This is a genomic window from Hydrogenophaga sp. A37 (assembly GCF_002001205.1).
GTDB lineage: Bacteria > Pseudomonadota > Gammaproteobacteria > Burkholderiales > Burkholderiaceae_C > Hydrogenophaga.
On record NZ_MUNZ01000069.1, the window covers coordinates 33,909 to 50,596 of the forward strand.

Genomic DNA, 16,688 nt, shown 5'->3' on the forward strand with positions numbered 1-16,688 from the left:
CGCAACCGCTGCCCCCCCCGGACAAGCCCCTGCGGGTTTTTCACATCGGCCACAGCCTGGTCAACAAGGACGTCCCGATGCTGCTGGAGCAGTTGGCTGGGAAAGGCCATGATCACCGTTCTCAGCTCGGGTGGGGTGCCTCGCTGAGGTCGCACTGGGAACCGGATGTGCCCGTGAACGGATTCGAGGTGGAAAATGCCCATCCTCGCTATCAGGATGCCCGTCAGGCCGTCGACAGTGGCCAATTCGACGTGCTGGTGCTGACCGAGTCTGTGGAAATCAAAGACGCAATCAAATACCACGACAGCCCCAAATACATCCGCCAATGGGCCCGTGCCGCCCGGGCCGCCAATCCACGGAGCCGCGTCTATCTCTACGAAACGTGGCACGAACTGAACGACCCCAAAGGATGGCTACAGCGCGTGGATGAAGACCTGGGCCTGTACTGGGAGGGCGTGCTGTTGGCACAGGGACTGGCGCACGGGGACACCGGAGGTCCTGTGTACGTCATTCCTGCTGGGCAGGTGATGGCCCGCCTGGTCCGGGAGATCGAAACCCGAGGGGGCGTGGATCGCCTCCGGTCGCGTGAAGATCTCTTCTTTCTCAACGAGAAGGGTGAGCGCGACATGATTCACCTGAGTGCACTGGGCAACTACCTGGTCGCCATGACCCACTATGCCGTGCTCTATCACCGCCCGCCCCCCGCAGAGCCGCTTGATCTTCAGCTGGTCGACGGCACCCGGTTGCCCCCCATCTCGCCCGAGTTGGCGCAGCTGATGAGCCAGGTGGTCTGGTCGGTGGTGACCAGCTACCCCAAGACCGGCGTCGCGCAGAACAAGCGTTGATGGCCCTGAAACTCAATGCTGGTCAAAGTCTGTGACGGGTGTCGCCATGAGCGTGAACATCCGCATACCTGAGGCAGATCCATCACGCTTGGCTGGCTTCGCCAGGCGCTGAAAGCCATCGCACACCTATACTTCCTCGCCATGGTCCTCCCCAAGCGACCCCCCAGATCCATCCTCAAACGCCGCGGCAGCATCTCCACGGCCGTACAGACCGTGCTCGATCTTGTGGCCGTGCTGGGGCTTGCCTTGCTGCTGATCCGTCAGCAAGTCGGCGGACTCACGGCCGACTACTCGATGATGCTGCTGCTGCTGGCCATCGGCATGCTGTTTGCTTATGACCAATTCGGCGTCTACCGCAGCAACAGCAGTTTCACGCGCAAGGCCCTGACCCATTTCAAGGCCTGGTCGCTGGCCTTCGGTTTCCTTTTGGTTGTCGGCTTCGCGACCAAGCAGACAGACACATTTTCCCGTCTGTTGCTGGGGCAGCTGTATGTGGGGGGCTACCTGCTGCAGGTGCTGCTGCAGTACCTCAGCCGTCAGGCACAGACCCGCGTCATGCGCCACGCGGTGCCGGCTGAAAACGTGCTGATCGTCGGCACGGGAAAGCTCGCGCGCTACCTACAGAACAAGGTGTCGGGCAACCCCTGGTTGAACCAGCACGTGGTGGGCTGCCTGCAGCTGCCTTCGGCGGCCCAGAGTCGCAGCGGGAAGACGGGTGCATCCCTTTACGAAACCTCTGACTTCGGCACCCTCAAGGAACCCAACATCATCGGCCCTCTGGACGAGATGCTGGCCATCATCGACCGACATGATGTGCGCACCGTTTACTTCGCCATTCCTCTGGGCGAATCAGACCTCATCGAGGACATGTACTTCCAGCTGCTGGACCGCCAGGTAGCGGTTCATTGGGTGCCAGACATCTTTTCACTCCTGCTGGTCAACCACAGCGTTCGGGAGATCGCAGGACTGCCGGTGTTGACCCTGTCGGAAACCCCTCTGACCGGTACTAGGCTGCTGCTCAAGGCCCTGGAAGATCGCATTCTGGGCACCCTCATTCTGATCCTGATTTCGCCCGTTCTCCTGCTCATCGCCATGGCCATCAAGTTGGACAGCGCGGGACCGGTGTTCTTCCGCCAAGCGCGCAAGGGCTGGAGTGGCCGGGTCTTCCACATCTGGAAGTTCCGAAGCATGTTCGTGCACCAGCCAGATGCCGGTGTGGTTCAGCAGGCCACCCGAAACGACCCCCGAGTCACCCGCGTCGGGGCCTTCCTTCGCAAGACGAGCCTGGATGAACTGCCTCAGATCTTCAACGTGCTCAACGGGGAGATGTCGCTGGTGGGGCCGCGGCCACACGCGGTGCAGCACGACGAACAGTACTCCAAGGGTATCGACGTTTACTTCGCGCGACACAACATCAAGCCCGGCATCACTGGCCTGGCCCAGGTGCGTGGGCTGCGCGGCGAAACCAAGGAGATCGAGCGCATGCAGCAGCGCATCGAGGCGGACATCGAGTACATCAACAACTGGTCGTTGTGGCTCGACTTCACCATCTTGCTGCGTACCCTGGGTGCGCTGACGGGCAAGAATGCCTACTGAACTTGTTCGTCCGGTTCCCGGCGCCCAGACGCACTGGAACTACCTTCCCAGCACACCCCGCTTGGGAATCGTGTTGCGTCGCTGGGTCGCCCGCCGGGCCCGTCTGGATGCGCCGGCTTGGAAGCTGCTGGCGCCCCCGTCGACCACCGGCCAGTGGCTGATGTACTTCATGTACCTGCCCCAGGGGCAGCTGTCGCCGCAGCACCGCTTCACGCTGGAGCGTCTGGCGGTGGAAGATGCCCAACTCATGATCGTTTGCGCTTGCCCGCCCGATCACCCGGTGCTGGCAGAACTCCAGAACCATTGCGACGCTCTTTGCTGGAAAGCGGTCAAAGGCTTTGACTTCTCGGCGTACGCAATCGGCTTGACCGAACTGGCGCGACATGCACCGGACTCCGATGTCATGGTATTCAACGACTCGATGTTGGGCCCCTTCGCACCGTTGACACCCTTCATCGAGAAATCCCGGTGGCGTCTTTCCGGATTGAGCGCCAGCTCGATGGAGGAAAACCACCTGCAGTCCTTTGCCCTGATCGTTCGCCAGCTCAACGCCGAGTTCCTGCAAGCGGTCGCCCCCGTGATATCCACCAAATGGTGCTACGACGCCTCAGGGCCTGTCATTTTGCTGCAGGAAACCCGTCTGGCCCGCGTCGCCAGCCATCACATGAGCGTGGGCGCCTTCTGGTACACCGACGGCTCGAGCTACCAGGACCTGTGCCTGAACTGCCCGGAACAGATGCTGGATGCTGGATTTCCGCTGCTCAAACGGTCCTTGTACGGTAAGTTCGCCAGTGGTTTTCAGGACCCGTCGGTGATGCAAGCATTGTTGCATCGGCTGGGGCACCCGGATCTGCTTGGCACCAAGGCCTGAACAGCGTGCGGCCGTCGCTGATGCTCAGCTTCAGGCATCGGTCGGTCGAAGCGGGGGCTGCTGATCAGGTGACCTCCACTTTTGATGGGTGCGAAGGCATGGGCGGGTCACGCCCTCGTCGCATACTGTGTCAAACAATTTCGCAATCTTTGCTCTTGCCTATAGCAGGAAATCTAGCTGAATTCAGAGGCGGCTGCAGTTTTAATCTCCCTCTCACGAGAACCCAAGATGCATGTCCTTAATTTGCAGGCCACCGCAGTGGTCGCCAAAAACTCGATCGCTTTCGTCGAGCAGGTGTTTTCGCTGTACGAGGCACGTCGACCGCTGGTAACGGTGAAGAACGAAGCTCAAGCCGAGAACCTGTCAGGCATCACCATTGACCGCTGCATCGTTCCCGAGGAGCAGTCGGGCTGGTTTGCGGCTCAGCATGCCCTGATTCACGACGATCTCCCCGCGCAGGTCACCTACACCTCAGGAACCGAAGGCCAACCGAAAGGCATCCTGCTGACCTACGCCAACCTGGCGGACGCTGCTGAGCGAATCATCGAACAAATGCAGATGACCGCAGACATCCGTGAGTACGTGGGTGTACCGGCCACCTTCAGCTTCGGCATGGCGCGCTACCGGGCCATCAGTGCCGTCGGCGGGCGGGCCTACCTGTCTCCTCGCGGTTTCGATCCCCTCGAACTGGCACGCATGCTCGCCGCCGGTGAGGTCAATGCGCTCTCAGCGGTGCCCACTTTGCTTCGCATCCTGTTGTCCGCGCCCGAAGTGATCGGTGAGGCGGGCCAGCACCTACGCTGGATGGAAATCGGCTCGCAGCACATGACTGCGGAGGAAAAGCGCCGCGTTAGAGAGCTGTTCCCCCATGCGCTCATCGTGCAGCACTACGGACTGACCGAAGCCTCGCGCAGCACCTTCCTTCAGGTTTCCGACGCACCCATGGATCTGCTGGGATCCGTCGGACGACCCATTGGGCGGACCGAAGTGCAGCTCAGCACGGACAGCCGCATCCGGATTCGCGGACCGCATGTCGCGAAATCACGCATCGATGCCGACGGTTTGCATGACTTGCTGGACTCGGACGGCTGGTTGCAGACGAACGATCTTGGCCACATGCGGGATGGCCATCTGTTTTTCGATGGCCGGGCGGACGACCTGATCAACTGCGGCGGCCTGAAGATCGTTCCCGACCAGCTTGAAGAGCGCATTCGCTCCCGTCTGGAACCGGGTGCGCAGATTGCGGTGGCGAAAATTCCTGATGCTCAACGCGGCGAGGGCATCTTGGTCGCGGTGCAAACCGATCCATCCGGAACCAAGCGAATGCACGATGTGGCGATGGCCGCGTTGCGAGACATGGGAATCGAGGCCGGCAGCTCGCTGCAGGTCATGGCGGTGGATGCCATACCCGTCACTGGCACAGGCAAAGTGCAGCGAAGTGTGCTCGCGGCGCAGTTCATTTCACAACGACCCGCTGCGGGTCCCACCGACACCCACTTGCCCGCCGGCAAGATCAACGACGTGGTGTCCTTGTTCAAACACGAATTCCCTGGTCAAACGGTTCAGCCGGAAGATACCTTCGAGTCTCTTGGGGGGGACTCGCTGCATTACATACAGTTCTCCCTGAGTTTCGAGCAGCGGTTTGGACCGTTACCAATGGGTTGGGAAAAGCTCAGCGCTTCAGATTTACAACGCCATATCGGCACGGGAAGCAAGTCCATTTGGCGCCAGCTGGAATCGATCACATTTGCGCGCGCGTTTTTCATCGTCTGTATCGTGGCTTTGCACACAGATGCATTTGTCTACAGCCCAAACTGGGGGGCGGCGTATTTTTTGGTTTTGCTTGCGGGTTATTCAGTCACCCGCTTTCAACTGCCTGAAATCATCCGCACCGGGAGCATCCGAACCTTGCTTGGAACCATTCAGCATGTGGCAATACCGACCATTCTCATCGTTGCATTTTTGCAGTTGGTCACCAGAAAATTTGAACTGTCACAGCTGCTGCTGATCTCCAACTTTCTCGATCCGGAGACGCTAAAAGGGTTTCTCTTTTACTTCATTGAGATATACACACAATTGCTGCTGCTCGCTGCATTGATGTTCTCTTTCGCGCGAGTGCGAGAGTCGTTCCGTGTGCGTCCGCTGATCAGCGCACTTGTCCTGCTCGCAGCAGCAGTCGCTTTCCGTCAAGTTGTCGAAATGCTCTGGGACGCCGATTACAACTACAGGCGAACGCCATGGAACTATGCATGGGCCTTCTCCCTCGGCATCGTTCTGGCGATTGCGAATGATTTGCGCACCCGGCTCTTGGCTTTGGCCGTATCGATCGTGCTGGCGTTGTTCTTCTGGGGTCCAACCACTGCCGCCTTCTACGTGGGTGGTGGCTGCGCACTCGTGTTGTTCGTGCGAGCCTTCTCCGTGCCTGCACCGGCCAAGGTGGTGATTTCGGAGATCGCGGGGGCCTCGCTGTTTATTTTTCTCAGCCACGAAGTGATGATATCCATCGTGACCAAATTGTTCGGCGAGAACAAACCATGGTTGTCGCTGATTTTGGCAATCGCTGCTGGCGTCGCCCTGACCCATATGTATGCGTGGTCAAAACGCAGATTCGTGCGATTGGTGAGTTGGGCCCAATAGAGAAAAGGCCGCAATGGCACGGCGCGTGCCGCACCCGGGGCACCCGGTCCCCGGCAGCCCCGTGGGCGAAATTTATCCTCTTTGTGGCGCAAACCCCAGCGTGATGCAGTCGCTACCGGCGTTGATCGCCGATGGTGCACGGCACGGCCTGTTCGCTTGACGGGTCACGGATCTTCGTCACGCAGACGCTCTGCCGTACGGATCCTGTTTTGTTCCGGTGAGTCCGGGGTGCCAACCACTCATCCGCCAGGCCAGGCGAGCCTCGGAAAAGCGGCCTTGGCGGTCTTGTGCGTGTCTGGCGTTCATGTTGAACCGTTGCAGCGTGTAGAGACCGGCTCCCCGAGCGTTGCTGCCCCACTGGGTGGTGACGGCGGCGCGATAGCCGGCCTCGCGCACCAGCGCCACTGATCGCTCATCGGTAGAGCCATTGGGATAGCAGAACGTGGTGATGGGCGAGCCCAGAGCGGATTCGAGCTTCAGCTTGGAGCCTGCAATCTCCGCCCGCAGCTCATCGGCCGTGCACTGCGGCAGGAGCGCATGGGAGTGCGAATGGCTGCCGATCTCGTGACCGCGAGCAATCAGGTCTTTCATTTGCGCCACCGTCATGAAACCGTCCCAACTGTGCCGCGCAGGCGGCGGCAGCATTGTCTGGGCTCGCAGCATCCAGTCTTCACGTTGCGCAGGGCTCCACTGTTTGGTCGCTTCGAGTGCCACCTCGACAGTGGTGTGGCCGACCGAGCGCTCGAGGTCCCCGCCAGACTTCAATTTGGCCAGCAACTCACCAGCGCCCTTGAGCTGTGAAGGGTCGGGCAACACGGCTTGGTGGGTCAGGTGAGAGGTCAGCCAAGCGACAGAAGTGGCCATCGCGTCATGCCACAGCGGCGCCTGGTTCTCCAGGATTTGACTGGGTACGTAGAAGCTGGCGGTCACCCCATGTCGTTCCAGGACGGGGAGCGCGTTCTGGTAGTTGTCGAGTTGACCGTCATCGAAGGTGACGGCCAGAAGTGGTGGACCGGCGTCGCGGTTCTGGCCCCAGAGTTCGAGCGCCGAATTGAGCGACAGGCATCGAAAGTGACGGGTCACGAACTTCAAGTGGGCGTCCAGTTCGTCCGGTGTGACGGCCAGCCCTGGCAATGGGTAGCGTTGACGTTGTGGCTCAGTGAGCACCCGGTGAAAGGTGATGATGGAAAGCCGCTGGTGCAGTCGCGCTTCGGGCGCCGTCAACCGAAAACGAGAAAGGACCTGACTGCAAGTGTCGCGCGCCAAGGCCTTGAATGAAGCAATGGCACTCATGGTGCGACGACCTTCGCTGGAGCTTGCCCGTCGCGCGCAGGCAAACGCCCAAAGTACTTCCCTTCGTCCTGTGCCATGCCATCGGGCATGCGGTTGTCTGACTGGGGTTGGAACGCTGATGTGCCCCAGCGCGGCCAGAAGTCGATGTTCGCGATCATGCTTTTGCCCCGGAGAATGGTTCGAAGACCTGCTTGAGTTGCTGTGCCGAACGATCAACGTCATGCCTGTCGAGCGCTCGTGATCGGGCCGCATGCCCCATGGCTTGAAGCTGTGGAACATCTGCCTCAAGACACCGTCGCATCGCAGCCGCGAGCTCCATCGCATTGCCCGGCGCCACGAGCCATCCGTCCTGCCCGTCGCGCACCAGTTCGGGCACACCGGCCACGCGAGTGGCGATCACCGGTCTCGCGCAAGCCATGGCCTCCATCAGCACCACCGGCAATCCCTCGGCAAAGCTGCTAAGCACGAGTGCGCGAGAAGCTTCAATTTCCTTGCGAACGGTGGCACCCGAAATCCACCCCGTGATCCGGACCAGATCGGCCACACCACGCGCTGCGCAATGGCGTTCGATCTCTGTTCTCAGCTCCCCGTCACCCGCCAGCACAAGCTCGGCATCCACGCCCTGGCGGCGAAGCTCACTCAACGCATCAATCAACACGAACTGGCCCTTTTCCGCGCTCAGTCGACCGACGCAGACAAATCGCCGAACCGCATTGAACCCCTGGGCCGGAACGTCACGGTATCCCTCATCAAGTCCGCAATGCACCACCGAAATCTTTTTCCAGTGAGGCGGATCCACCCAGCGACACAGTTGACTCCGCCCATATTCACTGACGGCGACAACGTGCGCAGCGCGACGGACCTTTTCGGGGATGCCGATGAACCGAGCGGCATCCGTCTCCACCGTGCCGTGTGCCGTGAAGCTGAACGTGCCCCCGTTCAACTGCGCGGCGAGCATCGCAACCGCCGCCGGATTCGAGCCAAAGTGCGCATGGAGGTGAGGCACCTTGCTCTGTTCCATCCAGTTCCCCACAATGCAGGCTTCGACGAAGTAGGCCAAGTGATGGACCAGGCCGCGATCAGCCCGACGGGACAATCGCAGCGCACTGAACGCAGCACGACCAAAAGCCACCGGACGCCGCACCAGCGCCCGCAGGACATGTGCAGTCGTCGCGATCAAGCCTGCGCCCAGCACATACCGTGTGCGATTCAACTCCTCGACATCGGCGGAATCCGGACTCCCGTCAGAGGGGCCGCGGATCGCGAATCGAAGCACTTCGACACCCTGCCTCTCCAGCGCCGCAATCTCACGACGGATAAAGCTGTGACTGACCTTCGGGTACTCGCTGATCAGGTACGCAATCCTCATGACGAAAGCTCCATCGAAAGACCCTGTCGACGCGCCCACACCGCCAGTGCATAAAGGCACCAGATGCGCGTCCAGTACAGACCCGGCGCGCCAGACCGATAGGCCTGCCAGAGTTCTGCCACCCCCTGCGGCGAAAGGCCGACGCTCGCCATCAAGCTGCGGTCGGTCAGAACCGCATCCACCTCTGCGCCCAGCGCGCCACGCAACCAGTGATCGAACGGCAACTCAAAGCCTGACTTCGGCCGATCGAACAGCGCCGGATCCAGCCCTCGGAGCCCCGCACGGCGCAGCATCGCCTTCGACCGTACCGGGTGGAACCGCGTGTCGTCCGGCACGGCTGCAACGGTTTCGAGCAACTGCTGATCGACCAGTGGCAGGCGCATCTCGATCGACGCCGCCATGCTCGTCGAGTCGGCGTCGCGCAGCAGGCGCTCTCCGAGAAACAGTCGTTGCTCAAGCGCGGCGATCGCCGCCAGATCGGTCCGTCCCGCTGTCTCTTCGCGGAGCACGGTGACCATCTCTGGCGGCAAACCGACATAGCCGTTCCCCAATCCGTCAGCGGCGGTTCCCAGCAATCGGCGATGGGTTTCAGGGAGAAACAACGCATACGCACACTGGTAGAGCGCGAGCCGGTCGTCTCGCGCAGCAACCATCGTCGGCAGTTTTGCCCAGCGCGTCTGCGGCGGGAATGGGCCTTCGGCGGGCGCCTTCCACGCCGCAAATGATCTCGCCGCCATGTTCCGCAATCCCTCCGGCATGAACCCAAGGCGACGCGACCAGGCAGCCATCGCAGGAAGGTCGCGAAACGACGTGTATCCACCGAACATTTCGTCACCGCCGCTGCCCACGAGCGCCACCTTGAAACCGGCCTGTGCCACCGCCTGCGACATGAAGAACGAGTTCAAGCCGTCGAAGCTCGGTTGATCAAGGCTGCCAACCGCCTCATCCAGTCGGTCGAGAAAGTCTTCCTGTCGCAGCACGACCTCATGATGCTGCGTGCCGATCGCCTTCGACACGGCGCGCGCGATGTCACCCTCGTTGCGCTCCTGTTCGGTGAACGCCAGTGTGAAGGAGTGGACCGGGTCACGCGACACGCGCTTGGCCACATTGGCGACCGCGGAGGAGTCAACCCCACCTGAAAGAAACACCCCGAGCGGCACGTCAGAAGCAAGATGGCGTCGCACGCTGTCCTCTAGCGCCAGTGAAACATCCTGGTCAGTCGCAGACCCGGAGCAGGGGAGTTCGGCCTGGGTCCAGTAGCGCTTCCGCTGCAGCTCAATACCGTCCTGCGCATAGACCCGCATTTCGCCCGGCAAGAGCGATTCGATGCCGTCTACGATGGTCTCGGGCGCGACGGTGAACCCGTTCCAGACGACGCTCGCCACGGCGGAAGACCGCAGTCGAGGTTTGTGCAGCAGGCCCGAGCGCAGCAACGCACGAACCTCCGACGCGAACGCGAAAGACCATTCACCCGCAGGATCAGGATTGCGCGCAAAGTACAGGGGCTTGATCCCCAGCGCGTCGCGCGCCAGCAGCAGCTCGCCGCGCCGCGGATCCCACAGCGCGATCGCAAACATCCCGCGCAGCTCCCGCACCGCGTCGAATCCCCTCAGGCTCAAAAGGCGCAGCATCGCGGCCGTGTCGCCAGTTGACCAAAGGGTATGGCCCTGCGCTTCGAGAGAGCCCCGGATGTTGAGGTAGTTGTAGATCTCACCGTTGAGCACGGCGACATCGCCACGCTGCGGATCCACCATCGGTTGCGACGCGGCCGTCGACAGATCAAGGATCGACAGTCGCCGATGCCCCAGCATGACGCCCCAGCCACGCGCATCGGCCGGGCCCATCCACAGGCTGTCACCGTCAGGTCCGCGATGCGCCATGGCATCCGTCATGCGTCGCAGTGCAGCGCGATTCGCCTCACCAACCCGTCCAACAATTCCAGCAAGGCCGCACATCAGGACCGCCCCATCAGTTCGCGGGTGGCACGGGACTTGCCGACGAGCAGTGCGCGTTGCTGATAGGCACGCAGGAAACGCCGAAACTCGGGGTTTTCGTAACGCGGCTTGCGTTGCAGCGCCGCTTTCAGCCAACCCCACAGCATCGCAGCGCTGCCCATCACGTAGGGCTTCTGGTTCACGCGGGACAAGGCGCTGGCCGCCATGAACAGGAACCCGGTGCCCATGAAGTACTGACCGTAACCGTGGCGCATGCGGCCGGTGAAAATGCTGTCCTGGCTGGACCCCATGGGTCGCAAGTGCACGAAGCGCAACGCCGGATCATCCCAGCTGCAGGCGATCCAGCCCTTCATGCGGCATTGATGGCAGTCAATGCCGTCCCACATCACCTCACGAACGAACCCGCCGATCGCCTCAAAACAGCTGACGCGGTAGAACTTTGTCATGCCCAGTGACGTTTCATCGCCGTGGCGCTCTGGAATGAGTTCACCGCCCTCCTCCACATAGGCCTTGCCGCTGCAAGTCGCGATGCGCGGGTCCTCGGACATGCGTTGCATCAGGATCTCGAAGTACCGCGGCGGCAGCCGCAAGTCCAGATCAAGCTTGCACACGAACTCATAGTCACTCGGATTGATCGCCCCATACCCCGAATAGAACGCATCGACGACACCCGGCCCCACAGCACGATGGCCACGGTCCTGGCGCGTGACAATCTCAATCCAAGGATGGCGGGCGGCGTATTCCGCCAAGATCTGCGGCGTGGCGTCGCTCGATCCGTCATCAACAATGACCCACTTCGCGGGCAATTGGGACTGGCCGACGACGGTATCCAGCGTCTGGCGCATGTAGTGCGCCTCATTGCGGCACGGCGAGATCAGAACATAGCGCTGGGTCATATCAATTTAGGTCGCAGAACGGTAGAAGGACTCAGCACGCACCCAAGCCGACTTCTTACACGCGTAAATCCCTGAAGAAGCAGCATGGAACACAAGAATGCCAGACGGCGGAGAGACGGCCCCTAAGGCCGGAACCCGTGATTCGGTCGACGGGTGAGGTCCATACCTACTCACGCCGTAGGCTCAATGGTAAAGGTAACAGTTTTCTGCTGCCCCGGCGCCAAAGAATCTGGAAGCGTGTCGGACGGCGACGATCACCGCCTTCAATCACGGGCATCGCCTTGCACGTGCCTTGGGCGTTGGCCCCTGACGAGCGCTGGCGAAAAATGGCCGAGGATGAAACGGCGGTGACCTCCTCAATTCGGGGGGAAACTGCGCAATAGCACCATTGGGCAAAAAATTGGATCAAGACACTGACCTAAGACAGGAATTTCAACGATTGACCAATACATGCCACTCAAAAAAATCCCATCGATTGCACGCTACAGACGATCAATGAATCGGTCAAACGCGATCAGATTGATGCCGGCGAGAGCGAAGTCAAACCAGAACGCACAAGGCCGACGAGCTTTTCAAGTTACCAAGCACTTTTCCAGTACATGTACAACTGGGACCGCTGTTGAGATCGAGCCATCGGTGGGCCGCATGGGCGCCTGGCCAAAACCGCCAACGGCTGGCCCAGGCCAAAGTGGTTCACCGCAGGCCCTGGCAGATACGAGCGCCCATGGCGCCGACAACGCGGGAAGGATGCCCGTGGTCAACGAGAACAAGCCATCTGGCCCCCATCAGCCACATCTAGGGGGCAGAAGCGGCGAGTTACCAATAGAAATCATCAGTAAGCTTTTCTTGTTACACACCTGACTTCACCCAACGGGTCGCTCATCCACCGGACAGAGGCGAAACTTGCGCGGAGCCCTCCGTCGACTCCGTCGATGTTGGCCAACAAAAGGCGGTCAAGATCGCACATATAGTTACACGCATTAACCTATTGCGGCGAAGTACCCGTTTACGCAGACCCGCTTACGCATTGATACCCCGCTGAATCGGTGGTTTCATCCGCCTGTCCTTTACGATCTTTACGGCCGATGGCTCTGCGAGTGACACTGATTTCCTACCCGCGCTTCAGCCAGTTTGTCCGGAGGCCTATGCGACGGGCATGGCGCCCGATACTCAACGAGCAACATCCTGATCAATTCCATGAACACGCCATTGACTTCCGTGACTGCTTCTAAAGCATTCATTTCTGTCACTTTGTTCGCTTGCATTCTTGTTTCTCACGCATCGGAGTGGTGGCGTTGACGCTGCTCCTGGTGAGCCCCCCCAATCCCAGAATCGTGATGAGGCGGCTGCCAAGCTGCCTTCACGCTATGCCCATGTCCGCGATAAAGCCGGTCAACACGCTCCAAGAAACAAGCATGACAACACCTGACAACGGCTGGATTCGGGCCAGCCTTGCCTGCACCTTGGCCCTGTTGCTGGCGGCCTGTGGCGGAACCGGCACCGCCGATTCCTCGGCCAACGGTGCGCAGACCCTTTCGACGCCGATGACCCAAGAGAGCAGTGAAGCGGAAGACACATCCGCGCACAACGCCCAGCTGACGGCCCAGACACTCGCCCAGGCAGAGTCCCAGGCTCAGATGGCAGACGCTTCACAGCCGTTGGAGAATCTGCTACCGGGCAGCATCGCCACCAAAGAGGCCTACGTCTCCGGCGCCATCGCTCGCAAAGCCGCTGTGGTGGGGATCCCGGCCTACCGCTTCTACAACCCCGGCACAGGCGCGCACTTCTACACCATCAGCACCATTGAACGAGACAGTGTCGCGGACGACTTCTTATCCCCCTTCAATCTGGAGGGTCCGGCCTTCTGGGTGGCCGGCTCCTCCTCGCCGGGCCTCTCGCCGGTGCACCGCTTTTTCAACACCCGAACCGGTGTTCACTTCTACACCATCAGCGAGGCCGAGCGCGCCAACTTGGTGGCAACCTCGCGGCACTACACCTACGAAGGTGTGGCCTACCATGCCAGCCAAGTGGCTGGGCAGGGGCTGGTGGCGTTCCACCGCTTCTATGTGCCCGGCAAAGGGTTTCACTTCTACACCGCCAGCGAAAGCGAGAAGGCCAACATCCAGGCCAATATGAGCAATGCCTACCGCTATGAAGGCATTGGTTACTACGTGCTGGACAGCGGCACCGAGCCACAATCACCCCAGCCAGGACCCGCGACGGGCACCTCCCAATCGATCGTGCTCCAACTTGCAGCCACACGACTCAGCGGCACCGCACCGCTGGCGGTTCAGTTTGATTCCACGGGCACCACGTCCAGCCTGCCCAGCCAGCACCCGTTTCATCACGTGCGCTATTCATTCAACTTCGGTGATGACCGCGGTTTGAGCTGGCCCGTATCGGGCCTCCCGAAGAACGCTCAGTCGGGGGGACCGCTTTCCGCACACGTGTTTGATCTTCCTGGCACCTATCAGGTACGGGTTCGTGCCACCGACCAGGCGGGCGGCTATTCGGAAAGGTCGATGACCGTTCAGGTGCTTGACCCCAATGCCGTGTACGCCAGCACCGGAACGGTCTGCGTGTCAGCTGCAGCGAACTTCACTGGTTGCCCCACGGGTGCTTCCCGCGTGACCACGCTGCCCAGTTCGGCCACATTCAATGGTCGCCGTGTTTTGCTTCGCAGGGGTGAAACGTTCGGCTCCATCTCCATTCCGCACGGAAGCCAGAATGTGCAGGTGGGGGCTTTTGGCACTGGGGCGAAACCGCGCGTGAGCAGCGTCGTGGTTGGCACGGTTCGCCCCACTTCGACCGCTTTCCCGCGTGATGTCTCCATCATGGACCTCAACATTCTTCAAGGATTTGAGCAGTTCTCAACGATGGCCCGACTGCTGCTGTACCGCAATACATTCGACCCGCCCACCAGCGGAACCATCGTGGCGCAGATCAATATCGCCAGTGCGCTGGGCTATGTGGTTGAAAGCAACTCACTGTCTCCCGGCCAGTACTTCCAGCCCAGAGAGCTTTTCGTTGTGGAGAATCAGCTCCGTGGAAGCACATCCAATCCGCAAATGGGAATGGCTGGCTTGGGAACTCGCTTCGTCGTCATGGGCAACGACATGGGAACGGCCCAGCAACACACGGTTCGCCTGTGGGCCATGCACAAGGGGTATATCGCACACAACGCACTTCGCGGTGGATCTGCCGATGGGATCCGGCATGCATTGAAGGTGCACTCTGGCGGGCTGGGTGATTTCAATGACAACTATGGCATTTCAGGAACCACCTGGGCCTCGCGGCAGATTGTCATTGGCAACAACCGTCTGGGCGATGCCACGGACAACAATTCGTGGACGGGGGTTGCCGGTCCCCAAAACAATGGCTCCGACAGCCGTGAAGGTCTGGAGGATGTGGTCCTTGAAAGCAACGTGTTTCACCGTGGCCCCAATACCAACACCGAGTTCATCATCATGGGCCGAAGAATGACTTCGCGTGGCAACACGCGGGCCGATGGCGGTACGCCCAACATCAGTCAATACAACAATTCCTACCAGTTGCTGCCTTCCAATTGGGTCGGCCCGTTTTATTACCAGTGAACGGCCGCGGATTCAGCTGAATTTCAGCTAAACCGACTCAGTCCAGCAAACGCGTCAGACTTTGTGAGCATGGCATCGACAATGGATGCATTGTGATCACTGTACCCGCAGAGTTCGCAATGAGTGGTGCATACAAAGGCGACAACTTCAAGCCCCTGTTGCGAGCACCGATGACATTGCCATATTTGCACGCGCGGTTGGGCGACCACCCCTGACCTGTGTACCCCACCTGGGGGCTTAGCCCCGGCTCTTTCGCGAGTCCAGGCACGCTACAGAAGGCCAGGGATGCTCCGGAGATCACGTCTTCGGGGCATCTGCTCTTAACTTGTCCTTGCACCTCCCATGTGAGCGATCCACTTCACTGCGGTCAGCCAGCCGCGGCCGATGGAGGGCAGGCCAGTATGTCAGGCCTTTCCATCAAGAGGCGAAGATGTGATTTCAGAACGATACAGCTGAAACCAAGGTAACAGCACATTTCATCTGACATCCAAACAGGCGGAAAGTAATTCAATTGCCGCACGACAAATGCAAGCCAGAATTATTTGGCTACATGCTGGCACCGCCACCACTTTAAAATTGAAACCGTTCGATCTGCATCGATTCGGGAATGATCAAAGCCTGCCAGCAAAGATCTGGCATTTTCCTATTTACACAAGGCATGGAGCCCCTTTTCAAATCCTTAGAACTATCTCGAAATTTCAGACTAACTAAATCGATTTAACTGTTTCCAATTGTGAGCTTGGTAACATTTATAAGATCTAGTTGAGTTTCGCCGCATGTCGCCTGACAGCCGCAGTTCATCGAATTCAAGTCAATGTATCGGCATGGTTTTCGATATATTCGCAGCACTTGAACATATCAATACGCCCGGAAGTGATCAGGTAGAAACTAATTATTGACCAGAATTCGCTGTGCTTTTAGTTCCACCAGACCACACCGCCCACCCTGAAACTGTACGCTAATTTACTTCACGAGTCGCAAGATGAATTATTCCGAGTTAACCCTCCCTTCGGCGATATTGCCCAATGGGAAGAAAGCAGTGCGTTCTGGCACTGGTCCAACCCCCTCCGTGCTGCTGATCGCATTGGTCAGCGCACTTGGATTGAGTGCCTGTGGCGGCAGCAGCGAGGAGATCGTCACTTCGGAACAAGCCGCAGTCACGGCCTCTGGCCTGGAACGAGCAGGTGGCGAGGACGTCAACACGTCGGAAACAGGCGCAGCAATTGCATCTGTCCCGGGGCGAACTGCCGGCGAAGATTCCTACACCCTGGAACAAGTCGTGGCAACCACCTCTGACCTGGAACAAGCGGAAGCTGGCCCTCTCGGAAAAGCGTCGACTGGCACACAGATCATCAATGGTCAGTCATTCAGCAGCACAGCCTGCACCTCTGAAGGCAACGTTTGCACCTATTCCGGGTCGCGATACGTGGCTTACGGCGCCGCTGGCCGATTCACTGTCAAGCTGCTGACCGGCCCGGTTAGCTGCACGAACGCCACCTTTGGCGATCCCATACCGCTGACGGCGAAGTCGTGCTTCCTCTCCAAGACAACAACAACTGCTCCTGCTCCTGCTCCTGCTCCTGCTCCTGCTCCTGCTCCTGCTCCTGCTCCTGCTCCTGCTCCTGCTCCTGCT

General features: G+C 59.9%; 9 protein-coding genes and 1 pseudogene. 6 read left to right on the forward strand and 4 right to left on the reverse strand.

Going from position 1 to position 16,688, the window contains the following annotated elements; translation table 11 throughout:
- The first annotated feature begins 77 nt into the window (after nt 1-77).
- The 4 genes from B0E41_RS05010 (at nt 78) to B0E41_RS05025 (ending at nt 5,949) form a co-directional block, all read left to right on the forward strand.
- Nucleotides 78-845, forward strand: a complete 768-nt coding sequence (locus tag B0E41_RS05010; RefSeq protein ID WP_216350732.1) for a hypothetical protein — start codon at nt 78-80, stop codon at nt 843-845.
- 141 nt (nt 846-986) lie between these two features.
- The gene (locus B0E41_RS05015; protein ID WP_077329574.1) at nt 987-2,441 is read left to right on the forward strand and encodes an undecaprenyl-phosphate glucose phosphotransferase; all 1,455 of its coding nucleotides are present in this window, start codon (nt 987-989) and stop codon (nt 2,439-2,441) included.
- A 61-nt stretch (nt 2,442-2,502) separates the two neighbouring features.
- Complete coding sequence (locus B0E41_RS05020) at nt 2,503-3,312, forward strand: hypothetical protein (RefSeq protein WP_077329576.1); 810 nt, start codon at nt 2,503-2,505, stop codon at nt 3,310-3,312.
- 228 nt (nt 3,313-3,540) lie between these two features.
- Complete coding sequence (locus tag B0E41_RS05025; protein WP_077329579.1) at nt 3,541-5,949, forward strand: AMP-binding protein; 2,409 nt, start codon at nt 3,541-3,543, stop codon at nt 5,947-5,949.
- Between the two features lie 177 nt (nt 5,950-6,126).
- On the opposite strand, the gene B0E41_RS05030 is transcribed toward B0E41_RS05025, so the two are convergent.
- The 4 genes from B0E41_RS05030 to B0E41_RS05045 all read right to left on the reverse strand — a co-directional run bounded on the left by B0E41_RS05030 (nt 6,127) and on the right by B0E41_RS05045 (nt 11,462).
- Nucleotides 6,127-7,242, reverse strand: a complete 1,116-nt coding sequence (locus tag B0E41_RS05030; protein ID WP_171984670.1) for a polysaccharide deacetylase family protein — start codon at nt 7,240-7,242, stop codon at nt 6,127-6,129.
- A 154-nt stretch (nt 7,243-7,396) separates the two neighbouring features.
- Nucleotides 7,397-8,611 (reverse strand): glycosyltransferase, encoded by a 1,215-nt coding sequence (locus B0E41_RS05035; protein ID WP_077329585.1) that lies wholly within the window; start codon nt 8,609-8,611, stop codon nt 7,397-7,399.
- Nucleotides 8,608-10,566, reverse strand: coding sequence for an asparagine synthase (glutamine-hydrolyzing) (gene asnB / locus B0E41_RS05040; RefSeq protein ID WP_077329587.1), 1,959 nt, complete (start codon nt 10,564-10,566; stop codon nt 8,608-8,610). The genes B0E41_RS05035 and asnB overlap by 4 nt, the downstream gene beginning before the upstream one ends.
- Nucleotides 10,566-11,462: a glycosyltransferase family A protein gene (locus B0E41_RS05045; protein ID WP_077329589.1), complete on the reverse strand. Its 897-nt coding sequence runs from the start codon at nt 11,460-11,462 to the stop codon at nt 10,566-10,568. The genes asnB and B0E41_RS05045 overlap by 1 nt, the downstream gene beginning before the upstream one ends.
- 1,415 nt (nt 11,463-12,877) lie before the next feature.
- On the opposite strand from B0E41_RS05045, the gene B0E41_RS05050 reads away from it, so the two are divergent.
- Together B0E41_RS05050 and B0E41_RS27315 are read left to right on the forward strand one after the other, a co-directional pair.
- On the forward strand, nt 12,878-15,055 hold the full coding sequence (locus tag B0E41_RS05050; protein ID WP_077329591.1) for a PKD domain-containing protein: 2,178 nt from the start codon (nt 12,878-12,880) through the stop codon (nt 15,053-15,055).
- A gap of 982 nt (nt 15,056-16,037) precedes the next feature.
- A pseudogene (locus B0E41_RS27315) lies at nt 16,038-16,688 on the forward strand (hypothetical protein); the annotation flags it as partial.